This is a genomic window from Paenibacillus sp. J31R30 (genome assembly GCF_059692115.1).
In genome coordinates this window covers 511,080-534,196 of the sequence record NZ_JCAUAV010000002.1, presented here as the reverse complement: position 1 = coordinate 534,196, position 23,117 = coordinate 511,080, and the positions used below count along the sequence as shown (strand labels likewise).

The 23,117-nt window shown below is 45.5% G+C and carries 23 protein-coding genes, 1 pseudogene and 1 riboswitch; of the genes and pseudogenes, 12 read left to right on the top strand and 12 right to left on the bottom strand.

Features of this window, described 5'->3' with window-relative positions; genetic code table 11:
- Positions 1 to 26: 26 nt before the first annotated feature.
- The 4 genes and pseudogenes from AC58QO_RS08380 to AC58QO_RS08365 all read left to right on the top strand — a co-directional run.
- Positions 27 to 668, top strand: a pseudogene (locus AC58QO_RS08380) (TerC family protein); the annotation flags it as partial.
- Positions 669 to 954: 286 nt separating this feature from the next.
- Positions 955 to 1,137 carry a hypothetical protein gene (locus AC58QO_RS08375; protein ID WP_028556538.1) on the top strand — a complete coding sequence of 61 codons (183 nt, stop codon included), beginning with the start codon at positions 955 to 957 and terminating at the stop codon, positions 1,135 to 1,137.
- 361 nt (positions 1,138 to 1,498) lie between these two features.
- A complete protein-coding gene (gene pepF, locus AC58QO_RS08370) occupies positions 1,499 to 3,289 on the top strand; it encodes an oligoendopeptidase F (protein ID WP_497264842.1) in 1,791 nt (596 codons plus the stop codon).
- Positions 3,290 to 3,405: 116 nt separating this feature from the next.
- Complete coding sequence (locus AC58QO_RS08365; protein ID WP_497264841.1) at positions 3,406 to 3,711, top strand: LapA family protein; 306 nt, start codon at positions 3,406 to 3,408, stop codon at positions 3,709 to 3,711.
- 16 nt (positions 3,712 to 3,727) lie between these two features.
- Here the strand turns inward: AC58QO_RS08365 and AC58QO_RS08360 are convergent, their stop codons facing one another.
- Positions 3,728 to 4,543 carry a DUF92 domain-containing protein gene (locus AC58QO_RS08360; RefSeq protein WP_497264840.1) on the bottom strand — a complete coding sequence of 272 codons (816 nt, stop codon included), beginning with the start codon at positions 4,541 to 4,543 and terminating at the stop codon, positions 3,728 to 3,730.
- A 191-nt stretch (positions 4,544 to 4,734) separates the two neighbouring features.
- On the opposite strand from AC58QO_RS08360, the gene AC58QO_RS08355 reads away from it, so the two are divergent.
- A complete protein-coding gene (locus AC58QO_RS08355; RefSeq protein ID WP_497264839.1) occupies positions 4,735 to 5,922 on the top strand; it encodes an HD domain-containing phosphohydrolase in 1,188 nt (395 codons plus the stop codon).
- A 75-nt stretch (positions 5,923 to 5,997) separates the two neighbouring features.
- Here AC58QO_RS08355 and AC58QO_RS08350 read toward each other — a convergent pair whose 3' ends face one another.
- Positions 5,998 to 6,624 carry a fumarylacetoacetate hydrolase family protein gene (locus AC58QO_RS08350; RefSeq protein WP_497264838.1) on the bottom strand — a complete coding sequence of 209 codons (627 nt, stop codon included), beginning with the start codon at positions 6,622 to 6,624 and terminating at the stop codon, positions 5,998 to 6,000.
- An 18-nt stretch (positions 6,625 to 6,642) separates the two neighbouring features.
- Positions 6,643 to 7,911, bottom strand: coding sequence for a CapA family protein (locus AC58QO_RS08345; protein ID WP_497264837.1), 1,269 nt, complete (start codon positions 7,909 to 7,911; stop codon positions 6,643 to 6,645).
- 139 nt (positions 7,912 to 8,050) lie between these two features.
- Between AC58QO_RS08345 and AC58QO_RS08340 the strand changes: the two genes are divergently transcribed.
- Positions 8,051 to 8,968, top strand: a complete 918-nt coding sequence (locus AC58QO_RS08340) for a metallophosphoesterase family protein (RefSeq protein ID WP_497264836.1) — start codon at positions 8,051 to 8,053, stop codon at positions 8,966 to 8,968.
- 699 nt (positions 8,969 to 9,667) lie between these two features.
- Here the strand turns inward: AC58QO_RS08340 and AC58QO_RS08335 are convergent.
- Positions 9,668 to 10,303 carry an O-methyltransferase gene (locus AC58QO_RS08335; protein ID WP_497264835.1) on the bottom strand — a complete coding sequence of 212 codons (636 nt, stop codon included), beginning with the start codon at positions 10,301 to 10,303 and terminating at the stop codon, positions 9,668 to 9,670.
- Positions 10,304 to 10,439: 136 nt separating this feature from the next.
- Here AC58QO_RS08335 and AC58QO_RS08330 point away from each other — a divergent pair, with 136 nt between their 5' ends.
- On the top strand, positions 10,440 to 11,579 hold the full coding sequence (locus tag AC58QO_RS08330; RefSeq protein ID WP_497264834.1) for a THUMP domain-containing class I SAM-dependent RNA methyltransferase: 1,140 nt from the start codon (positions 10,440 to 10,442) through the stop codon (positions 11,577 to 11,579).
- Between the two features lie 150 nt (positions 11,580 to 11,729).
- Here AC58QO_RS08330 and AC58QO_RS08325 read toward each other — a convergent pair whose 3' ends face one another.
- From AC58QO_RS08325 to AC58QO_RS08305, 5 genes are all read right to left on the bottom strand, one after another.
- Positions 11,730 to 13,220, bottom strand: coding sequence for a copper amine oxidase N-terminal domain-containing protein (locus AC58QO_RS08325; RefSeq protein WP_497264833.1), 1,491 nt, complete (start codon positions 13,218 to 13,220; stop codon positions 11,730 to 11,732).
- A 225-nt stretch (positions 13,221 to 13,445) separates the two neighbouring features.
- Positions 13,446 to 13,841, bottom strand: coding sequence for an SMU1112c/YaeR family gloxylase I-like metalloprotein (gene gloA2, locus AC58QO_RS08320; protein WP_497264832.1), 396 nt, complete (start codon positions 13,839 to 13,841; stop codon positions 13,446 to 13,448).
- 70 nt (positions 13,842 to 13,911) lie between these two features.
- Positions 13,912 to 14,826: an exopolyphosphatase gene (locus AC58QO_RS08315; RefSeq protein WP_497264831.1), complete on the bottom strand. Its 915-nt coding sequence runs from the start codon at positions 14,824 to 14,826 to the stop codon at positions 13,912 to 13,914.
- 139 nt (positions 14,827 to 14,965) lie between these two features.
- The gene (locus AC58QO_RS08310; protein WP_497264830.1) at positions 14,966 to 15,271 is read right to left on the bottom strand and encodes a hypothetical protein; all 306 of its coding nucleotides are present in this window, start codon (positions 15,269 to 15,271) and stop codon (positions 14,966 to 14,968) included.
- A gap of 109 nt (positions 15,272 to 15,380) precedes the next feature.
- Positions 15,381 to 15,474, bottom strand: a riboswitch (cyclic di-GMP riboswitch).
- A gap of 115 nt (positions 15,475 to 15,589) precedes the next feature.
- On the bottom strand, positions 15,590 to 16,813 hold the full coding sequence (locus AC58QO_RS08305) for an MDR family MFS transporter (RefSeq protein ID WP_497264829.1): 1,224 nt from the start codon (positions 16,811 to 16,813) through the stop codon (positions 15,590 to 15,592).
- A 190-nt stretch (positions 16,814 to 17,003) separates the two neighbouring features.
- Between AC58QO_RS08305 and AC58QO_RS08300 the strand changes: the two genes are divergently transcribed.
- Both AC58QO_RS08300 and AC58QO_RS08295 read left to right on the top strand, forming a co-directional pair.
- On the top strand, positions 17,004 to 17,894 hold the full coding sequence (locus AC58QO_RS08300) for a TIGR01777 family oxidoreductase (protein ID WP_497264828.1): 891 nt from the start codon (positions 17,004 to 17,006) through the stop codon (positions 17,892 to 17,894).
- A 70-nt stretch (positions 17,895 to 17,964) separates the two neighbouring features.
- On the top strand, positions 17,965 to 18,459 hold the full coding sequence (locus tag AC58QO_RS08295) for a glutathione peroxidase (RefSeq protein WP_497264827.1): 495 nt from the start codon (positions 17,965 to 17,967) through the stop codon (positions 18,457 to 18,459).
- Positions 18,460 to 19,153: 694 nt separating this feature from the next.
- Here the strand turns inward: AC58QO_RS08295 and AC58QO_RS08290 are convergent.
- Together AC58QO_RS08290 and AC58QO_RS08285 are read right to left on the bottom strand one after the other, a co-directional pair.
- Positions 19,154 to 19,375 (bottom strand): YuzB family protein, encoded by a 222-nt coding sequence (locus tag AC58QO_RS08290; protein ID WP_028556521.1) that lies wholly within the window; start codon positions 19,373 to 19,375, stop codon positions 19,154 to 19,156.
- Positions 19,375 to 19,677, bottom strand: coding sequence for an iron-sulfur cluster assembly accessory protein (locus AC58QO_RS08285; RefSeq protein ID WP_497264826.1), 303 nt, complete (start codon positions 19,675 to 19,677; stop codon positions 19,375 to 19,377). The genes AC58QO_RS08290 and AC58QO_RS08285 overlap by 1 nt, the downstream gene beginning before the upstream one ends.
- A gap of 214 nt (positions 19,678 to 19,891) precedes the next feature.
- Here AC58QO_RS08285 and AC58QO_RS08280 point away from each other — a divergent pair, with 214 nt between their 5' ends.
- The 3 genes from AC58QO_RS08280 to ytvI are packed head-to-tail and all read left to right on the top strand — an operon-like array spanning position 19,892 to position 22,167.
- The gene (locus AC58QO_RS08280) at positions 19,892 to 20,251 is read left to right on the top strand and encodes a winged helix-turn-helix transcriptional regulator (protein WP_310222395.1); all 360 of its coding nucleotides are present in this window, start codon (positions 19,892 to 19,894) and stop codon (positions 20,249 to 20,251) included.
- Positions 20,252 to 20,288: 37 nt separating this feature from the next.
- Positions 20,289 to 21,035: a type I methionyl aminopeptidase gene (map, locus tag AC58QO_RS08275; protein ID WP_497264825.1), complete on the top strand. Its 747-nt coding sequence runs from the start codon at positions 20,289 to 20,291 to the stop codon at positions 21,033 to 21,035.
- Between the two features lie 19 nt (positions 21,036 to 21,054).
- Positions 21,055 to 22,167 (top strand): sporulation integral membrane protein YtvI, encoded by a 1,113-nt coding sequence (gene ytvI, locus AC58QO_RS08270; RefSeq protein WP_497264824.1) that lies wholly within the window; start codon positions 21,055 to 21,057, stop codon positions 22,165 to 22,167.
- A 61-nt stretch (positions 22,168 to 22,228) separates the two neighbouring features.
- Here ytvI and AC58QO_RS08265 read toward each other — a convergent pair whose 3' ends face one another.
- Positions 22,229 to 23,008: a helix-turn-helix domain-containing protein gene (locus AC58QO_RS08265; RefSeq protein ID WP_497264823.1), complete on the bottom strand. Its 780-nt coding sequence runs from the start codon at positions 23,006 to 23,008 to the stop codon at positions 22,229 to 22,231.
- Between the last annotated feature and the right edge of the window lie 109 nt (positions 23,009 to 23,117).

Genomic DNA, 23,117 nt, shown 5'->3' with positions numbered 1-23,117 from the left:
AAAACCCTGAAGGAGTGTGTTCGCGTATGGATTGGTTATCAACAGGCTTTTTTGTCTCCCTGCTCAGCATTATTCTGATTGACCTGGTGCTGGCAGGAGATAACGCAATTGTGATTGGGATGGCTGCACGTAATTTAAAAAAGGAAACGCAAAAGAAGGTCATTCTTTGGGGCACGGTTGGTGCCATTATTATTCGTGCACTTGCCACGTTGATTGTTGTTACGCTGCTCAAAATACCCGGCCTGCTGCTAATCGGGGGAATCCTGCTGCTATGGATTTCGTATAAGCTTCTGAGCGAAAAGAAAAATCATGAGCATATGCATGTGAAAGACAGCATGTGGGCAGCGATTCGAACCATTATTATCGCAGATGCCGTCATGGGGTTAGATAATGTCATCGCCGTCGCTGGTGCGGCACATGGAAATTTCTTGCTCGTGATTCTCGGTCTGCTCATTAGTGTCCCTATTGTCGTCTGGGGAAGCACCCTATTCATTAAGTGGATCGAAAAATTTCCCTCCATTATTTATATCGGTGCAGCTGTACTTGCTCTTACCGCAGGCAAAATGATTACGGGAGAAAAATTCTTATCCCCCTTCTTCGAGTCCAACCCGTTAGGCAAATGGTTATTCATTGGTTTACTCATTGTTATTGTGCTTGGAGCAGGCAAATGGTCGAAAATGATAGGTTATCAGGTGCACGTCGGAGATAGCGGACAATTAACGCTTCCCAAGGAGCTTAGTGAAGAAGCTCAGATATCCCCGGAGGATCGATTCACCGTCAAAATGGATTCGCGCGGCAAGTTCATACTCGTGAAAGTGGAAGATGAGGAAGATGAAGTGGCGACGAGAGACACCATGCAGCATGCCGGATGAAAAAGGTGTTTGACCCATCGCATCGAAAATTAGTATGATACGAAGCAAGTATCATACTCTATAGGAAAAAGGATGATTTTCGATGACCGATTCTGGATCTATTCTCACATTTGTAATTGTATCCTTTTGCCTGGCGATCATTTTGATTATGAAAAAAGACAGCCTACCGGCACAAATGAAACGCTATCTTGCATTACTGGCGATTGTTATGGTCTCCATATCCTTCGTTCTGATCTTGCTTAGCTTCTTCCGAGCAGGAACTTGAATTTACTTCCTTCCAGCTTTTTCATATAATGAGAATATCTCTTTCGAGGTAATTCAAAGATGAGCGACCACGTTTAGAGGTAGATTTTATTGCCAATAAGAAAGCTGTTTTCGGGATCCGAAAGCTATACTTCCTTATGTGGTCATAATTGCACGCGCAATCGGTCATACTAGGTGAAAACCATGATATGGGATTTCAGTTAGAACGTCCCTCATGGGAACATGCCGGGAGCGTGACCGCAATGCGTTGGATTTATGTAACGGCTGCAATGGGAATTCTTCTAAGCTCAATCCCCATAGCTGATTTACACGCAAAGGATACCAGCTTACCCCAATCTCAAAACAAGGACAGGAGGGCTCCGATGACTCAATTATTGGAACGCAAGCAAGTACCGGCCGAGCACCGATGGAAGTTGGAGGATTTATTTGCCGATCAGAAGGCTTGGGATCAAGAATTTCAAGAAGTGAAAAGCTCGCTTAGCAAAGTCAGTGCCTTCCAAGGGAAACTTAACGATGCTGCTTCAGTGAAACAAATTTTCCAGTTGGAAGATGAACTCTCTGTGAAAATGGAAAGATTATATGTCTATTCCAACATGAAGCATCATGAAGATACAGCAGAACCGACTTATCAGGCCTTATCCGAAAAAGCAAAAAAACTCAGTGTCGAGGTAGGAGAAGCGGCTTCCTTTATTTCTCCTGAAATTCTAAGCCTATCGGACGAGAAGCTTCAGCAGCTTGTGAGTGATCCTTCCTTATCTTTTTATAAAGATACACTCGAAGAAATGATTCGTCAGAAGCCACATACGTTATCTAAAGAACAAGAAGCTCTTCTTGCTCAAGCGGGTACGATGGCGGGTGCGCCTAGCACCATTTTCGGCATGCTGAATAATGCGGATTTGAAGTTCCCGAAGGTGAAGAATGAAAAAGGTGAAGAAGTTGAGCTTACTCACGGCAGCTATATTCAATTCTTAGAAAGCCGTGATCCTGAAGTTCGAAAAAATGCATTCACAGCCGTATATGAAACGTACCGCAACAATCGCAATACGATTGGCGCTACACTAAGCGCGAATATCAACAAAAACATTTTCTATGCGAAAGCACGTCATTACCCTTCTGTTCTTGAGTCCTCGCTGTTCGGGGATAATATTAAGAAAGAAGTGTATACGAACTTAATCTCTACCATTCACGAATCCTTACCACAGCTGCAACGGTATCTCAAACTCCGTAAAAAGCTGCTCAAGGTCGATGAATTACATATGTATGACCTATTTGCACCGCTCGTTGAAGAGTTCAAGATGGATATTACTTACCAGCAAGCGAAAGAAGAAATCAAGAAAAGCTTAGCTCCGCTTGGTGAAAATTACTTGAAAATTCTTCAAGACGGCTTCGACAACCACTGGATTGATGTGTATGAGAACAAGAATAAGCGCAACGGCGCTTACAGTTGGGGAGCTTACGGCACGCACCCTTACGTGCTGTTGAACCACAAAGACAACTTGAACAGCATGTTTACGTTGACACATGAGATGGGTCACGCGATTCATTCCTATTTGTCGGATGAGAACCAGGAGTATCGCTATGCGCAGTACACGATTTTCTTAGCTGAAGTCGCGTCAACGTTGAATGAAGCTCTGCTCATGGACTATCTGTTGAAACGTGTAACAGATCCGAAGGAAAAAATGTATTTGCTTACATACTATGCAGATCAATTCCGGACGACTGTATTCCGTCAAACCATGTTCGCGGAATTCGAAATGATTACACACGAGAAATCCGAGCAAGGTGATTCCTTGACACCACAAGAGTTCAGTGAAATCTACTATGGCTTGAATAAGCTATACCACGGCAATGATATGGTCGTGGATCAAGATATTGAGATGGAATGGGCTCGTATTCCTCACTTCTACAACAGCTTCTATGTGTATAAATATGCGACAGGCTTCTCTGCTGCTACTTCCTTTGCGAAGCAGATTTTGGATGAAGGCCAGCCTGCGGTTGACCGCTACCTCGGCTTCCTGAAAAGCGGCGGCAGTGACTACTCACTGAACATTCTCAAAAAGGCCGGTGTGGATATGTCAACACCGGAGCCGATTAAACAAGCAATGAGCGTATTCAGCTCGTTGTTGGATCAAATGGAAGAGCTTACGAAATAAGCGATTCATCGATAAATGGAAAGCCCTCCTTGCAGTTTGAGGGCGGATAGCAAGAAAAAAAGGTTGAAAGCAGAGGCTTTCAACCTTTTTCTTAACATAGAGAGGATGATGGCTACATGAAGATGCAATGGATTCTAATCAGTGCTTTAGTGTTCGCTCTAATTACGGCGGTTTTTGCTGTCGTCAATGTGGAGCCCGTACAAGTGAACTTTATGTTCACGACCACATCCACGCCTCTTATTCTCGTCATTTTAACCTCAACCTTATTAGGCGGTTTAATTGTAGGTCTCTTCGGCATGGTTCGCCAATACAAGCTGCAGCGAAAAGTTAAGCAACTGGAGAAGCAGGTTCAAGAAGCTCAAAACCCGGCAGCCGTACCATCTTCTGAATCCAATCTAGGACAGAACGAGCCTAGTGTATAGACATTTTCTACAACTATCAGAAGAGCAAAATACTTAAAGTCAGGCAAATTAGCCCTCCGATGAATGAGGATCCCGCGTTAACTGCATCATTACTCATCCCTCGGAGACCACGGATTTGCCTTGCTTTGCGGTTACAGTGCTCCTGCTTCTCAATCGTTGTACCGCAGACCTCACACTGAAACATAACCTGCAGTGTAGCCCCGAGCCAGGAATCGACGAGAGATCCTCCTAATCCAGCAATTGCACCTAGCAAGATCAGAATAAGGATAGAGCTGTTCACCTCATGTGACTCTCCAAGCTGGTTGAAGATACCCCCCACAAGACCAATAAACGCCCCACCAAGCAAGGAAGCTATCAAACCTAGACCCGTAATCCCGCCTGAAGTTCCTGCAGCTACCCGCTTCCCGCTCACAATAGACCTTGGGATTGATTGACTCATCCCGCCAATTTCTGTTGCCCACGTATCCGCATTAACCGTTGCCATTACGCCTAAATAGATAAACCACCAGATAGGATCTGGCCAGATGGCATTTCCAATACAGAGAAGCAAACCAAGGCCTCCATTAGCAGCGACTTGACCTGCATCTCGTCTTCCACCCTTGGCATAGCCACTTTCCGCTGCCTCTTTACGTTGATGCTTAAGCTTCGACAGTGAGCTGGAAGAGATGAAAAAAGCGATAAGTGTACCGAACCACACTAGGCTGCCGAGCGCATACATCATTGTACCTAGCAGCACTGCTGCAATCAGCCCAGATAAGGATAATGATCTTTTCCAATAGGCTGCGCCTGCTATAATCACACTTCCAGCAAATCCATAAACCAACGGCATCATCGGGATTCTCCCTTTCATTTCTCTTTTTCACGAAGATTTATTATGAATATTGTACCATATCCCGCCAAACTCTATTAAATGCCTAACTTATGTAAAGTAAATTCGACAAATTTCAGTTTTTTCTGCATTTTGTTATCCATAAACAACCAATTATATGATACTATGAAAGGGATAAGCGATAGGAGGCTGACATGGAGCAAGATCAATTCATAACCCATTCCCGTTTCAAAAGAGACCTGGAGCCCGAAGAAATGCTGCGTGTCATTTTCGACTATGCTTCCAAAATTGCTAATGAACGTATTCTTGAACATGTACTTATGCTGATGGCGGATATGGGCCGTGAGATGATCGTCTCCGATCGTTGTACCGTCTGGCTGCTCGATACACAAAAGAATGAGCTTTGGTCCAAAGTGGCTCATGGCCTGGATGAAATTCGGATTCCAAGCTCTGCCGGCCTTGTCGGCTATGCCGTGACCAATGATCAAGCTGTTTTCATTCATGATGCTTATACCAATGAGGAATATAAATCTTATCTGCAAAATGGCGCCTTGCGTACAGATCAACAGACAGGATACCGCACGAAAGCCTTAATGGTTATTCCTTTCAAGAATAGTCAAGGCGAGATTATGGGGGCTTATCAAGCGATTAATAAGTTAACGGAGAATGAGCAGTTTTCCGATAAAGACATGGAATATTTAACGCTAGCCTCCTCATATGCCGGGAAATCACTAGAATCTGCCTTGCTAACCATGGAAATTGAAGAAACGCAAAAAGAAATTATTTTCCGTATGGGTGAAATTGGCGAAAGTCGCTCCAAGGAAACAGGAAATCATGTGAAGCGTGTAGCTGAGTATTCTTATTTGCTAGCGATTGAGTTAGGCATGAGTCAAGAAGAAGCAGAGCTGTTGAAAATCGCCTCTCCCATGCACGATATCGGCAAGGTAGCCATTCCTGACGCCGTGCTCAACAAGCCCGGCAAGCTGACGGATGATGAGTTCAAGCTCATGCAAAATCATACGTTGATCGGATACAACCTGCTCCGGAATTCGACCCGACATATTCTCAAAACAGCGGCCGTTGTTGCCCATGAACATCATGAGAAATGGAACGGGCGTGGTTATCCCCGCGGCATTAAAGGGGATGAGATCCACATCTACGGTCGTATTACTGCCATTGCCGATGTTTTCGATGCGCTCGGCAGTGATCGTGTCTACAAAAAGGCCTGGGAGCTCGATCGGATCCTGCAATTGTTTCAAGAGGAACGTGGAGAGCATTTCGATCCTGATGTAGTTGATGCCTTTTTCAAACAATTACCTGCCATTCTCCGTGTTAGAGAGCAATACTCGGATGCTGCCTTAGCCAATCCAATTGAATCATAACATCCTACATAGTGTGCAAAGGAAAAAGAGCAGTTCTCTTAAGTCGATGACGACCTTGGAGACTGCTCTTTTTTGCTAAACGTTAACGGTAAATGCTCCGAATGGCTCTTCTCCCCAGATCAGCTCCATACGGTCGCCGTCTTTAACAGGGCCTACACCTTCAGGTGTTCCTGTGTAGATGATGTCGCCAGGACCCAATCCATAGTGCTTCGCAATGTAATCGATGATCGTCTGAAGATCAAAGATCATCAGCGAGATGTTGCCATCTTGTGCAACCTGCCCGTTCTGACGAAGCTGGAAGTTCGTTTTCGTTAATTCGGACGCTCCTGGGAACGGACGGAAAGCCGTGATTGGCGCAGACTTTAGGAAGCCTTTGGCAGGCAGCCATGGTTGGCCTTTTTTCTTAATCACATTCTGTACATCGCGGAGTGTGAAATCAATCCCAAGGGCGTATTGATCTACGATCTCATCGACTTTGATACCTTCAGTATAGGGTTTCGCAATATGTAGGACGAGTTCAGTTTCATAGTGAATCTCTCCTTGATCACTAGGTAGAGAGATTGCGCTGCCATCTATATCTACTAACGCATGTGTAGGTTTCGTAAAAATCATCGGTTGATCAGGAACATCGTTCCCCAACTCTGCGGCATGTGCGCGGTAGTTGCGTCCAACGCAATAAATATTTCGGATCGTAGCTGTCATACTAGATGAACTCCTCTTCTATTTCTTAATCACATTTCCTTGGGCATCCACCCCAGCACCAATTGAAATTTGACTTAATCGTTGAAAAAGCTTAGCCCCATCTTCAGCATTCATCGGAGTCGGCAGTGCTGATTTCGTCAAAATCGGTACAAGATGAATATTGCAGGACTTGTCCTTCGTACACGCGGCTTCTAAAATAACCGTTTCCCAAGTTTTGGGCAAATCGTTCGTTGTAAAAATGAAATTGCCTAAGCTGTACGCGATCCATTTGCCTTTGTACTGCTCAAAGCCTTGCAGAACATGCGGATGACCGCCGATAATCAGATCAGCACCTGCATCGATGTAACGATGCGCGAGCTCCTTTTGATTTTTATCCGGATTGTCATCGCGTTCTACGCCCCAGTGAGCCACAACAACGACAAGATCAGCGGAAGCTTTAGCTTTCGCAATCGCTTCTACAGGTACCTTGTAACTGTAGGTTTCAGCAACGCCAGGATGGCCAGGAGCAGCTTTCCAAGAAGCTTCTGGTACGACACGGCTGAATCCAAACACAGCAATCTTCAAGCCATCTTTTTCCACGATCACAGGTTGATAGGCTTCTAGATTATCCTTGCCGGCTCCCACTCGCTTAATGCCTTCTTGATCAAGTGCCTTCATCGTATCCAACAAGCCTTCAGTCCCATAATCCATGATATGGTTATTCGCTAAGTTAACAATGTCGACTCCAGCTTGTTTAAGAGGTGGCAGCGCCTCAGGCGAAGAACGATACACATACTCTTTGCTCTGAACACTGCCTCTAGATGTTATTGGTGACTCCAAATTTGCAATGGTAAAATCAGCTTTTGTTAAGAAATCTTTTACATTCGTATACGGGTAATCATAGCCTTTTTGCTTTAGGATATCTTCCACTTTGGAGGCCATGATGACATCACCCACAAAAGTTAGCTTCACTTGTGCGCCTGTCCCCTCTTGCTTGACCGTTGTTGCATTCGCAGATGGCGTTGGTGTCGGGGTCACGACGGTAGAAGCTTTGGGACTAACCTGCACAGTCGAATTGCCATTCGAAGTGGAAGTCGTTGGTTTAGGCGAAATGATCGCTATAGGTGTTGAAGCTGCTCCTTCTTCTTCCCCATTATTATAATTGGAGGTCCAATAGGAAGCCCCGATTCCAATGGCAAAACAAGCAACCGCTGCAACTGTGAAGCCACCCAACACTTTAAGTGAAGGCTTTTTGCTTGGACTTGAAGGTTTTTTCGACTTACCGTGACGTTCTTGTCTGGATTCCAATTAAAACATTCCCCTTTCCCCCTACAAATTATAACAGATGTCGACATCGTTGGGTAATAGGGAGCGGCTCACATTTTCAGATTGCCTGCCTTGTGGTATAACAGAAGCAATGTATAGGAAAAGAAAGGAAACGAGTAACTTGGAGAAAATCGCCATTATTTCGGATATTCATGGAAATCTACCTGCTTTAGAAGCAGTACTTCACGATATAAAGCGCAGAGGCATCACACGTATTTTCTGTTTAGGCGATCTGGTTGGCAAGGGGCCCAACTCAGCTGAAGTAGTAGACCTCATTAAGCAAACCTGTGAAGCCGTTGTGCAAGGCAACTGGGATTTAGGCATTACGCTGCCGCAGGAGCTGCCTGCTGGCTTGTGGCAGCAGCAATCGTTAGGCGAAGCGCGTATAGCCTATTTAAAGCAGCTTCCGTTCTCGATCGACGTGACGCTCGGTGGGAAGCGTGTTCGATTGTTCCACGCGTCAGCACAGAGTGTCTTTCATCGTTTGAAACGCGAAGCTTCCAAGGAAGAGCGATTAGCCATGTTTGAAAATACGGAAATGACAGGAACTCCATCTGATGGGAATGAGCCGGATATTGTTGGGTATGGGGATATTCATATCCCCTATATGCTGACGCTGAGCAATCCATCGGAGAGGGATGCAGGTGGCGGTGGGTGTGCAGGACTGCTGCAGGATGAGGATTCTGTGCAGTCTACAAGTGATGCAGAGCTGACTGTGTCGAGGAGCGAGGCTTTCGGTGGGAAGGCAAATCTGCAGGATGAGGATTCTGTGCAGAGTACAAGTAGTGCGGAGCGCAGTGGGCTGCTGCTCTTCAACGTAGGGAGCGTCGGTGTCCCCTATGACGGCATCCCTCAGGCTTGTTACTGCGTCATCGAAGGAGAGACGGACTCGTCGATTCCATCAGGGGTTGCACTACAATTCGTGCGTGTGCCGTATGATATCGCGAGAGCTGTTCAGATGGCATATGACTTACAGATGCCAGATAGTCGAAGATACGAGTTGGAGATTACAACAGGTTTAGTGCATTTGGGGATTTGAATGAATGAACTGATGTGGTGATATACCGTGACTGAATTTTATTTTGTTTATTCACGGGCTACGGGCACTTTAAGGCCCCAAAAGGACCTTATTTCCCACGCCGTGGCTGGCGATCGAACTTTAGGCGCCCAAAAAGGCGCTAAAGTCCTTGGATGACTGCCTTTCTCGGGCTTCGGGCACTTTAACGCCCCAAAAGGATCTTATTTCCCACCCAGTGTCCTGCGGTCGGACTTTAACGCCCAAAAAGAGCGTTAACGCCCTCGGCTAGCGTATTTGCGATACATGCCGTCGGTAGACGTCAGGAGGATTTTCCCAATATTCGTTAAGTCAATTGATTCTCGATAAGATTTTACCGTTGGATGAATTGTGATGGAAATTAATTCCACTTCATGCTAATATAGGTGTATGATGGAAAGTGAGGCATGGTAATGAATGAGGCTTAACTGGCGTAAAATCATACTGATTATCGTGTGTGCTGAGTGTTTGTTTATCTACTGGAACAGCCTAAGTACCATGAGCTTCAAGAAACAACAAATGACCCGTCACTCCCCCACTCAACAACAACAGTTACCAGTTTCACAGGTTAAACCACAAATAAAATCACAGTCAGATTTACATATACACGAAAAAGCATCCTAATACCACAGAAAAGAGCGATCAGCTGCCCAGCAGTTGATCGCTCTTTTCCTACAATATGCTCTATTTCACGCGAGCTAGAGCCAGCCCATCGTATGCCGGGAGGATTGTGCTCTCCAGCCTGACATCTGTCGCGATCCGCTGATTAAACGTTCGCATCGCTTGAACGGAAGCTTTCGTTTGACTCTCATCAACGACTTTGCCGCGCATCAGCGTGTTATCTCCCGCAATGATTGCGCCTGGATTCGCCAGTTTGATCGCGAGCTCCAAATAGTTCGGATAATTCACCTTATCCGCATCAATAAAGAAGAAATCGAAGCGCTCTCCCCGCTCCAGCAGGTCATTCAAGTGATCAAGCGCTTCGCCTATACGATATTCGACGAATTCGCCAAGGCCAGCTTCGATCACGTTTTGCTTCGCCACGTCGGCGAAATCCTGCTTCAGCTCAAGAGAAATGAGCTTGCCGCCCTCTTTTAACCCTCTCGCCAAACAAATGCCACTGTATCCGCCTAACGCTCCAATTTCTAGCACCCGCTTCGCACCAATCATAGTGACCATCATCGTGAGTAGTCTGCCATAACCTGGCGCGATAGAGATCTCAGGCATGTTTTGCGCTACGATGACTTCCTTGACCCTTGCAAGTACGGCATCTTCTTCATATAAACCTTCCATATAGCTTTCTGCTGATATCGTTTCCATGTATTTGTCCTCCTAAATTCGCATCAAATGTGTGGTCTTTGCAATACCCGTTTGTAAGTGTAACCTATTTGTCCTATACTTGTTAATTGTATGAGTTTTCTGAGCGTTGTACAACCCGGATGGAAGGACTATACCAATGCCACAAAAAATTGAACTAATCGCCACTTGCCCGATGGGACTTGAGGCTATCGTTGCCCGTGAAATCCGTGACCTCGGCTATGAGGAAATGACCGTCGAGAATGGACGTGTCCGATTCTTTGGTGACGAATTGGCCATCTGTCGCACCAATCTTTGGCTGCGTACGGCAGATCGCGTCCTCGTGCTTATGGGGCAATTCAAAGCAACTACCTTCGACGAGCTATTCGAAGGCACCAAAGCTCTCGCTTGGCCAGACTGGATTCCGAACGATGCCGAATTCCCTGTCGAGGGTCGCTCCCATAAGTCACAGCTATCAAGCGTTCCCGCTTGCCAAGGCATCGCCAAGAAAGCTGTCGTTGAGAAGATGAAGCAACGCTACGGCACCGAGTGGTTCCCTGAGAACGGGGCACGCTACGTGATTGAAGTCGCGCTGTTGAACGATATCGCGACGTTAACGATCGACACGACCGGTCCCAGCCTGCACAAGCGCGGCTACCGCAAGCTTGTAACCGAAGCGCCGCTGAAGGAAACCATGGCGGCAGCATTGATTTTGCTGAGCCGATGGAACGTTGATCGGCCGCTCTACGACCCGTTCTGCGGGTCGGGGACCATCCCGATCGAAGCCGCGATGATCGGCTGGAACATTGCGCCAGGCCTGCGGCGCAGCTTCCCTAGTGAATCTTGGGGGAACATTCCCCGCAAGCTGTGGGACAAGGCCCGCGACGAAGCCTTCGACGCGGTGAAAGACAACGTGCCGCTGCACATCGTCGGCAGCGATATCGACCCTGCCGCCATCGAAGTGGCAGAGGCGGCCGCCAAGGCAGCTGGATTGACGAAGCAATTCCAGCTGAAGGTTGAGCCGATCGCCAAGGCGCGCCCGCGCGGCGACTATGGCTGCTTGATCACCAACCCGCCGTATGGCGAACGACTTGGTGAAGCACCGGATGTCGAGCTGGCGCTGCGCGAGCTCGGTGCATTAACACGACCGATGCCGTCGTGGAGCCTGTTCATTCTAAGCCCGAGCACTCAGCTCGAGCATTATATGAACCGCCGCGCTGACAAGAAGCGCAAGTTGTTTAACGGGCGGATCGAATGTAATTTGTTCCAGTATCTAGGGCCATTGCCTCCGCGTAGGTAAAGATCCGTTAAAATTAAAAAAGCGGCAGTTCAGAGGTTATACTAACCATCTTAGCTGCCGCTTTTCTTTTTTCAGGAACATCAATACAAAGTTGATCCCCACGTGGAATTTCTGTAAAGGAAATTTTACTGGATGTTACCTCACGATGCCTTACTCTTGTTCATAAACATTAATTCTTCGAACCATTCTACTTCTTTCATCATAAAGAACGATGTTGTCATTGCGGTCCACCGTAAAGCGAATGAATTGGTTAAACAACAGCTCCGAAGGGTCATAAGCATCGATCGGCTCGTGGCCCTTGCTTTTCCCATTATACAGCCCTTTATTAAATTTCATTTCATTACGATTTATTAGTAATGAGGTTTTACCATCCACAGTCACTTTATAGATTTGCTCTGGCGTCATCACAAAAAAGCTTCCGTTCGCCCCAATACAATTGACGGCTCCTTCGATTTGCGCTTGGGCAGCATTCTTGAGCCCCGTGTCCGTAAGAGTAGAGATGTAGCCGGTACTCATGTCGTATGTGTATATGGTGTTATCTTTAACCGTGGATACCAGTTGACTGTTAGGTTCGATATATGTTTTCGTCTCAAATTGGCTTCCTCCGCCCTTGAGACTGGAATAAATGGCTCTAGCGCCTCCCCAATAAAATTTCCCTCCATCAACGGTCTCAAACATCGCTGGCAAGTAAGTATGGCCGGTGCTTGTTTGCCCGAACCTCATATCCAACGGAATCGGCTTGTTGAAAGTGAAGTTATGAGTTTCCATCTTCACTTCAGGCTCAAGGGAATAGGCGACTCCTCCTCCCCCAAGGACATACACGCGATTCAGCATCGGATTGTAATACAGTTGCATGGCTTGAAAGCTTGCATAAACGAAAGTGTTTTTCCTATGGATTATATTATTACTATCTCCCGGAACATCTTCATATTCGAAGTTTAATTTCCCGTCAATCCGGAATACGGTACTGGTACGATTGGACTCAGGTTCGTATTTACTGACTATATAGCCTTCGTTGGCGTAATCACGAATTGAATAAATGTTACCATTCTTGTCGACAACCACACTTAAAACCTGCGTTGCCCTTGCAACTTGCTGCCCGGCATCCGGGTCCATGACTAGGTTGTCTACTGTGGGTGGAGAAAGCTTTTTTCGTTCAGCTATTGGAGCAGCAGTTGACACATCCATTGTCAAAGTGATCGTTTGAAGCTGGCTATTGTAAGTTACAGTTTGACCGAGTTGTTCAGCAACGAATCGCAATGGCACCATCGTCGTCTCGTTCACAATTATTGCGGGTTGCTCCAAAGTAACTGGTTGGTTGCCAACTACTGCATCTTTCGAGTTGATGCTAATAATGACCGTTTTGGCAGAGGTCGTGAGTCTAACGGTTCTCGTAACTCCATTCCACTCTATGGCTGCGCCTAGAGCCTCTCCGACGAACCGCAGTGGAACCATCGTGACGCCATTTACTAGCACCGGGGCGCTTTGCAACTCGTAGGTTTCCCCTCTGACCATTGCCTTTATATCCTGTAGCTTCAATACAATGGCTTGTCCGACAGCTTCGGCTCGAATGTATGTTGGTGTGCTAGTGACCATGAACATTAAACAACAAGCAAATAGGAGCATTTTTGTTCTTTTCATAGAAGTACCAGGCCTTTCATGCCAATTTTACTAATTTGTAATATGAGGTAATAAAAATATCACACTGCCGCTTGTCAGCAGTCCAATCGGGTCACTTTGAGGGTTTATTTTATCCATATGACATAAATCAGAAGCGCCCACAAGGGAATAGACAGTAGTACGCTCCAGAAGCAACCTTTAGCCATCGCTAGCTTTGGTTCCTCTTCGGTCCGCTGGTACCGGCCTTTATTCCACAATTTCCACCAACTCCAACGGCAACCCATCGGGATCTGCGAAAAACGTGTAGCGATTCCCCGTGATTGGATCAATCCGCACTGGCTCAACCGCGATACCCTTACTTTCTAGTTCGATTACACTTTGCTCCATGTCAGCAACAACAAAGGCCAAATGACGTAAGCCCCGCGCTTCAGGCTGATTGACACGTAATGGCGGGTTCGGAAATGAGAATAATTCAATCTCTTGCTCCGTTTGACCGATGCGCAAATCCAATTTATACGAGTCTCTCTCCGCGCGATACGTTTCCTGAATAACGGTGAGTCCGAGTATATCTACATAGAAATGCTTAGAACGCTCGTAATTCGAACAAATAATCGCAACGTGATGAATCTGTTTGAATTTCATTCGTTGAACCTCCTCACAAAGAAAAAACCGCATGCTGGGCTGCTCCCATCCTGCGGCTTGTTCATTTATTTTACCCTGCTGCTAGCATGGTTTCAACAATTTTGTGCAAAACGTTGTCCGCTTGCTCATATTCCACTTGGCAAGTACCTGCGGCGTGGTGCCCGCCCCCACCATTTTGGAGCATCAGATCGCCAATGTTCGTTTGTGCAGTACGATTGATTATGCTATGTCCACATGCGAATACGCAATTTTGTTTATTACGTCCGTCTACGATCCAGATAGATGTGTTTTGCTCCGGATAGAGTGCATAGACCATGAAGCGATTGCCTGGATAAATCGTTTCAACATCGCGAAGGTCCGTAATAATAACATTACCTTCAACCCTTGTGTAAGTTTGCAGCATGTCCCGGTATAACGCATCCAACTCATAGTATCGCGCTACACGCTCTTTCACATCCGGCAGCTCCATTATTTCACCAACGGATTTCGTGGCACAATGCTCAACAAGATCCTCCATCAACTGATAGTTGCTGATGCGGTAATCCCGATAACGACCTAACCCAGTACGTGCATCCATGATAAAAGAGAGCAAATCCCATCCGCTCGGATTCAAAATATCTTCCTTGTTAAACTGCGCGGAATCAGCTTTGTCTACGCCTTGCATAATATCATCGATATCTCCGAAGGTTTCTTTGCCCCCATAGTAATCATAGACAACTCGCGCTGCGCTTGGAGCGATACGAGTTTCTCCTTTAAATGAGACCGCTTCACCCATCCGTGTAAGCTCACTGGAGTGATGATCGAACCATAAGCCGCAGCCAGCTACATAAGGCACATTGGCCAGAATATCATTTTCCGATACTTCAATTAGGCCGTCTTGCATATCTTTGGGATGAACAAATTTCATTTCATCCACCATGTTTAATTGTTTGAAGAGCATCGCGCATACTAAACCATCGAAATCAGAACGTGTGATCAATCTCATGCTATGCATCTCCCTTGGTATAGTTCCTAAGAACTACTAATGGCAATATTATAGCAGTTAGTGTCGATTGGTGACAATGAGAAAATCACTATCCATAGCCCTTCTACTCATTTCCGACAGAAAAAAAAGAGCAATTCACCTAGATAGGTTGAACCGCTCTCAATTTGGATGATAGACATTGGAAAAGTTTTGTTAAAAAGCCTTCGATTTGTGCCATTGGGGGCATTTTTACAGAAAGTTTAACTTCGCCTTTCCAGTAGAAAATGAGGATACTATTGTTTCTTCCGTGAAACATTTCGACATCCCAACACGCTTCGTTTAGTGCATATTCTTCACGGTTTATCATGAGCTTTGGACCATCCGTGGATGGCACCAAACGTGCAACATGGTTGCCGCATAGTGAAGTTGCTTTCTGTTCCTCAATCATTTGATTGTCCGATTTCATGCCGCTAGGGCCTCCTTAGTGCAAATTGTTCAATTTTATTTCCTATGACAGAGAAAAACCCCTACCGTAGTGAACCGACTAGTGGGGTTCTGAAGTGAATTCCCAATCGTTCGGCGGCTGGCTGGCTGCTTGTCCTATGCAGGAGAAGTAAAGCCCCTGTAGCTTTGCGTCACTGGCTTTCGCCAGCTTTGCCTTTGTCGAGATGATGTGCAGAATCTGTTTAGTTGTTCATGTTTAAACGGTACATCCTATACCTCAAGAATAAGGGATGATGATTTGAAATCGAATAGTGCGGAGGAACTATTTTTACGAAATCCATCAAAAAGTTTGCATTTTCGACGAAATTTTCATCATTTTTTGACGTTTTGTGCCTCTCCAATAGAAGATAGATCCGATTAACGATAAAAATGCAATGATGAGGAACAGCGTAGTCCCCCCATAGGATACTAGCAAAAAGCCGCCAATCCACGGTCCCATGAAGTGACCGATGTTCGTTAGCGTTTGAGCACCATAATAGGTACCTCTCATTTGTTCAGGCGCAAGCTTATCAATCAGCATATTCGCGGCAGGATAATTCAGAATTTCACCGAACGTGAAGATCGCCATCGAGATAATGAGCCAAGTTAACGAGTGGGAAATGGCAAAGCCGATATCGCCTATGGCAAACATGAAGTTTCCAACGACAATGGCTGTTAATGGTGAATACTTCTCCGCCCATTTCCCCAGCGGAATCTGCATGGCGATGACGACAATAGCATTGGCGCTCATGAGAATCGCAAACATTTTGACCCCGTCGGCAAAATCCCTCTGAAGATACTGTGACAACGTCACCATAACCTGCGAATATCCGATTGCTCCGATAATGCCACCAACAATGTACAAACGGAAGGTCATATCCTTACGAATGACGTCCCATGCCGAGCGGAAAGTAACGATCGCTTTCTTCTCACCTTCGATTTTTTTAATACCGAACTTAATGAGAAGCGCGTAGAGTGTTACACCATAGATTAAATAAATAATCCCGGTCAGCAGGAATGGCAGGGCTCCGTTCATCGTCGCAAAGAAAGCTCCCAGCAAAGGTCCCACAGCTACACCAACGTTAATCGCCATATAGCGGAGTGAGAATACCTCTCTTCTTTTGGACGGCTCCGTTAGATCTGCCATTAGCGCTTGCGACACAGGCTCATAGAATGAACGGCAGAGACCATTCAGCATATTGAGCAGCATAAATAAGACCGGTAATTTAACAATACCGAAACCGAGAAAGACGAATCCCCACCCAAAAAGTGCCGCGAGCATGATCACGCGTCGTCCGAATCGATCTGACAACGTGCCGCCGACAAAGCCGCCAAAAGTACCAGCTAATGCACCCATACCAATTACGATACCGATGAGTCCTGGGCTCATAGAGGAGTGCTTTGCCAAATAGATCGCTAGAAAAGGTAAACTCATGGAGGAGGCAGCTCGTGCCATAACGGTACCTAAGATTAGCGTATGTACGATAGGATGATAGGATTGAAGAAAATGACGTATACGATTCATTGACGATGACTCCTCTCACTGATACGAATTACCCTTTGGTTAATTAATTGACGCCGAATTCCAATTATACACGAAATGGAGAGAAACGTGTCGTAATTTCGAACTGGGAACTTTACCTTAGTCCTCTTACTTCGCTCAGATGGTATTTATTGGGTGAAGGTTTTATAATGGCGATATGGAGGTGTTTGCAATGAAAATAGCGATCACAGGCGGCAGCGGCTTTATTGGAAAACGTTTAATTGCTTTCTGGTTGGGACAAGGTCATGAACTTATCAATATATCACGCACATCCTCAAAGCAGATTTCCGGTGTCCGAACGATAACATGGGACGAGTTGGAGAAAAATACGGACCTTCTTCAAGGACTCGATGCCATTGTAAATTTGGCTGGTGAATCTATCAGTCAACGCTGGACAGCCGCGGCCAAGAAACGGATTGTTCAATCCCGCCTGCAGGCAGCAGAGCGAGTTGCCAAGCTTGTTGCGAAACTGGATCCTAAGCCTAAGGTTGTTGTGAATGCTTCTGGCATGTCGTATTACGGCGTTTCAGAAAGGGAAACCTTTGATGAGGAGAGCCCTTATCGCAATACAGACTTTCTAGCTTCCGTCGTCAAGCAATGGGAGCAAGCAGCCGATCTCATCCAAGGAACTCGATTAGTGAAGGTTCGGGTTGGACTTGTTTTGGATAATAAAGAAGGCGCGTTTCCCAAGATGGCACTGCCGTATAAGCTTGGGGTCGGCGGCACTGTTGGAAGTGGCAGGCAATGGCTTTCGTGGGTTCACATCGAAGATATGGTGAGACTGATTGATTTTTGCGTTCAAAACGATGCCATTTCTGGTCCCGTCAATGCCACGGCTCCACATCCTGTCACGAATAAAGATTTCGGACGCGCGATTGCAACTGCGATGCGAAGACCGAATCTCTTCCCTGTTCCCGCTTTCATGATGAAGCTGATTTTCGGTGAGCTGTCTGTTCTCCTTCTAGAAGGTCAGAAAGTAATTCCTCGCGTTCTGGAGAAGAATGGTTTTGAATGGCGCTTTCCTTTACTTACAGGCGCCCTTGGCAATCTGCTGAAAAAATAGCTTCCCTTTCGAATTAAAATTGTGTACAATTGAATTGTGTAAAATAATAATTACAAAAGGTTGTGACCTTATGAGCGTACATCAGTTTCAAGTGAAAACGATCCGTGGTGAAGATAAATCCCTTGCCTCTTACAAAAACCAAGTCCTGCTCATCGTCAATACAGCAACGAAATGCGGATTTGCGCCTCAATTCAAAGGCCTGCAAGAACTTCATGACACCTATAAAGATCAAGGCTTCAGCGTTCTTGGCTTCCCCTGCAACCAATTCAAGGATCAGGAGCCAGGCGATGATGCTCAGGTTGAGCAAGCGTGTCAGATTAATTTCGGCGTGAATTTCCCGCTGTTCTCCAAGATCGACGTGAATGGCGCGGATGCTCATCCGCTCTACCGATTTCTGAAAAGCAAGGCATCTGGTTTATTTGGTTCAGGCATTAAGTGGAACTTCACTAAGTTCCTCGTGGATCAGGACGGCAATGTGATCAAACGCTACTCCCCAACAACGTCGCCGCGCAAAATTGAACGTGATATCCAAAAACTTCTTGAGCAATCCCCTGTCCACGCTTAAGTTAGCTTGCTGAGAAAAAAAAGATATTTATAACAACGGCTATGCCGTGCCGTCCTTCAAGGATTTCTCACAGTATTTATGGAGAAATATAGCCAACTTTTAAATTCCGCCCTTGCCAATGGCTTAGGCGGGATTTTCTCGTTTTGAGGCGCATACCTCTTCCACTATCGCAATTAACTAGGTTTTGCCGAACTAAATGGAACCTACTCCACCTCCACGATGCTCTAATCCGATTTTGCCAAACTAATCAGCCAGTTTTTGGTGTACCGCCCACTTTTAGACCGTATAAGCTGGTGAAATCGGACTAATACTCCTTTCTTCTGCCAGCAGCCTCAAATAGGCAGGTAAAATCGAACTACACGGCTTAAACCAACTCCGATGAATGTTATGCTTGGTCTGCTACCTCGCCATCTGCTGAAAAATGCAATAGTGCAACCTTTCTCTATCAAATAGATGATTTCAGCTAAAAAGGATGCGAAAAAGCATCAATTTCTGCATTTTCAGCTCTGCTGAGACATTTTCAACCCCAAAAGATGCCTTTTTGCATGTATTTAAAATGTTGAAGTGAATCCCCCTGAAAAGGATGCTCCTTTGCAACTTTGCCACCTATGAACCTAACATATATAAGGGGTAAGCCTCGCTTCCCCCAATTCTAAAAAAAAGCATCCTGTCCAATTGGACGGATGCTTTTTGGTTATTTCACGTATTTCTTAGCTTTTTCGATGGCTTCGTCTTCCGTTGCGCCCGTAATGTAACGGCCATTAATAAATATAAATGCGAACCTTGAACATGGACCGCAATACGATTTGCACGCAACCTTGACTTCGGTGTCCGGTGCAATGGCACTTATTTTGGCAAGCGCCGATTTCACCTTCATGTGTTTGCATTTATCACAAATGCGAATATCATTCCGCATTAGTGGTCTCCGTGGTTCCCCTTGCTTGGGTTCGTAATCATGAAACCTTCTTCTGGTGTGTAGAAGTAGTCAATACGAATACCGTCTAGAAGCGGCTCCGTTTGATCTAACAAAACATCAATGCCTTTGTCAGTACTAACAACAACATCATTTGCCGTTTTATCGTCAAGACCCAAACCATAGTGAGCATGGTCACCATGCTTGTGTGTCACTTGTACACGAACCAACAAATCTTTGTTTTCTTCTTTATTAAGCTCCAATTGAAGTACCTTAGCTGCATTGCGTGAAATTTTGACTTTCATATGTACACATCTCCTGAAACAATAAATTTTAACTCTATTGTAAAGAATCTACGGCATGAAATCAACCTTGTCCTAAACTAGCCATTCTATTGCCAAATTCCATAAGGAACTTTAAAATACATAGTAGCATGACTAATCATCCCTTATTACAAAATGTTAACTTACTAACCTAAAAGTAAGTATCCTACCGACTTTGATGAAAGGAAGCGATCTCGTGTCAACTCTTGAAAATGAAAAAGTCGCCTCAACTAGCAATTATATACCCAAAATCCCCAAAGAAATCGAATGTTCCGTCGAACGAACACTAGAAGTTATTGGCGGGAAATGGGCATTTCTTGTGCTTCGAGAATTGTTTTGTGGCACGAAGCGTTTCGGCGAGCTGCAGCGTCAAATTACAGGCATCAGTCCGAAATCCCTCACGGATATTTTGCGCCATCTTGAAGAGCATGGGGTTCTGGAGCGTATGGCTTTCCCGACTGTTCCTGTTACCGTCGAGTATACGTTGACACCAAAAGGGCAGGATTTGCATCAAATTATTAAAGAGATGAAGCTTTGGTCAGCAAAATGGACATAATGTCTTATTAGGGAAACTTGTAGAGGAGAGGAACTTGATGATTACAATCAAATCCAAAGAACAAATTGAAGCCATGGGGAAAGCAGGCCGAATCCTTGCCGATTGCCATAAAGAAATTGCGAAAATGATTCGCCCGGGGATAACTTCATGGGAAATCGATCAATTCGTCGAAGGCTTTCTGGCCAAACATGGTGCAACGCCTGAGCAAAAAGGCTATCATGGCTACCCGTATGCAACCTGTGCATCGGTGAATGATGTCATTTGTCATGGCTTCCCGAAGAAAGAACCTTTAAACGATGGAGACATCGTAACGATTGATATGGTTGTGCGTGTCGATGGCTGGTTAGCGGATTCCGCTTGGTCGTACGCGGTTGGCAACATTTCTCCTGTTGCTGAAAAGCTGCTCCAAGTTACGAAGGAATCCCTTTATAAAGGGATTGAAAAAGCTGTGGTCGGCAACCGCATCGGAGATGTCTCACATGCTATTCAAGTCTACGCGGAGTCACAAGGCTTCTCCGTTGTTAGAGATTTCATTGGTCATGGTATTGGCTCCGAAATGCACGAAGAACCGCAAGTGCCTCACTATGGACCTGCTGGGAAAGGGCCGCGCATCAAGGAAGGCATGGTCTTCACCATCGAACCGATGCTGAATGTTGGTAAGTATCATTCCAAAGTAGACCAAGATGGATGGACAGCTAGAACGTACGACGGCAGCTTATCTGCCCAGTACGAGCATACGATTGCGATTACAAGCAATGGACCGATTATTCTAACTGAACAATAACTTTTCTGGAGGAACAGGGATGCTGTCTTTTTACAAGAAATATTGGCGAACGGTATTTGACATTGGGCTCATCGCATTAACCGTCTACTTATTCATGCTGCTATTCAGTTACTTGTACGCCATTGCCACGCCAATCTTTCTGGCCTTGATCATTTTCATGATGATCGAGCCTCTGGCACGCTTCTTGAATCGCAAAGGTTTGAGCAAATCGCTAGCCTCGGCAATTTCGACCTTAGTGTTCGTCTTGATCATCCTTGGCGCTTTGGCCGGTGCTGTCGTCATTTTTACCAGCCAGATCATGAGTCTTGTTGATAAAATCGATGATTATGCTGCGGTATTTAATGACCAGGTTATCCATCGAATAGCTGAGCTGAATGATCGCTTTCAAGCTTTACCTGATGATGTAACGGGCAAAGCGAAAGATTATGCTGGTCAATTTGCTGGAAAAGCTTCTACCTTCCTTGTTGCCTTTTTATCTGGATTGGTCGCTTCCCTGACCTCTTTCTCCACATTCATGTTCAATTTCATCGTCGGCATCATTCTCGCATACTTCTTAAGCATCGAAATTGAATCTTGGAAACGGATTGCAACTGAACAAACACCAAATACCTTTAAATCAGCTTTCTTTTTCTTAAAAGAAAATGTCGTTAAAGGTATTGTTTCTTACATAAAAGCGCAGGCCAAGCTCATTACGTTGACCTTCATCGTTGTATTTATTGCCTTGCTTGTACTTAATGTAAACAATGCCTTTTCTATCGCGCTTCTGTCTGCGATCTTCGATGTCCTGCCATTGCTCGGTGTCTCCACCTTATTCATACCGTGGATTATCTACTTGTTCATCGTTGGCAATACGACACTAGCGATTTGGCTAAGCGCACTGCTCCTTGTTGTTATTCTCGTCAGACAAATTATGGAGCCCAAAATCACAGGTGAATCCTTAGGTGTATCGGCTTTTACAACCTTAGCCTTCATGATCGTTTCCCTGTCACTCTTTGGTGTTGCGGGAGTTATCTTATCTCCTGTTCTGATCATTCTCATAAAGGCCTTACATACACAAGGATATTTGCAGCGCTGGATTCGTAAGCCTGAGAACGAATATACCGAAGGCAAGCTGCCGTATACTGGCAATTAGTTGATTTATGTAAGCAATAGAGCCCCCACTCTTCTATCAAGAGCTGGGGGCTTTTGCAATGCTACACCCGATACATACTGCGATAAATGGAAGGAGCCTTACCGATTTTGTGAGTAAACACGCGGCTCAAGTAAAAGCCATTCTCATACCCACATTGCGACGCGATCACGTCTAACGTAAATGTCGTGGTTTCTAACAGATGTCTAGCTCGTGTTAGACGCAGGTCGTTAATGAACTCCGTTGGCGTTTGGGTAAAGGCTTTACGAAACCTGCGGGTAAATTGAACAGGCGTCACGCCAAGAGAATTGGCCAATTCCAACATGGAAAGCTGGCCGAATGCATGATCCGTCAGATAGTTCCGTGCCTGCTCCATCTGCTCATCTATGACAGTAGGCGTGTGACCATCTCGGATATTTTGGTCCATAACAACCATGCGTAAGAGATCATTCACTACATACAGTTTATGCTTAGTGCTCTCTTCATCCCAGCCTTGCAGAGTTCGCATGTAGCGATAATTGGACGTTAGGCGCGGTAGATCTAGTAACGACAGCTTTCCCTGCCAGTTAACATCGTGTTCGATATGGGGCTCCCCAATAAACTGTATAAAGTGAAAGGTAAGCGGCTCCAACGTTTTTCTTCGAAACACGATTCGCGGGGGGCATAGAACAAGATCTCCGAATCGCGCCTCTCCTTTCTCCTCCCCGATTTCATAAAAGAAGCTTCCCTCTTCCACAGCAAACAAAGTCCAGCATGCATAATCATCTCGCTCGAACATAAATTCTTCTTTTTGATGCCAATACACATGAGATAAGAGCTTCAAGGCAGGATCGCGATATGTCATTTTTCCATCTCCGAAATAATTGAAATAAAGTATATGCTAATTGTAACTCACTGTATGTTAAATGGATATGACCTCTTTTAAAATGAAAGATAAGATATTCCATTCCTAG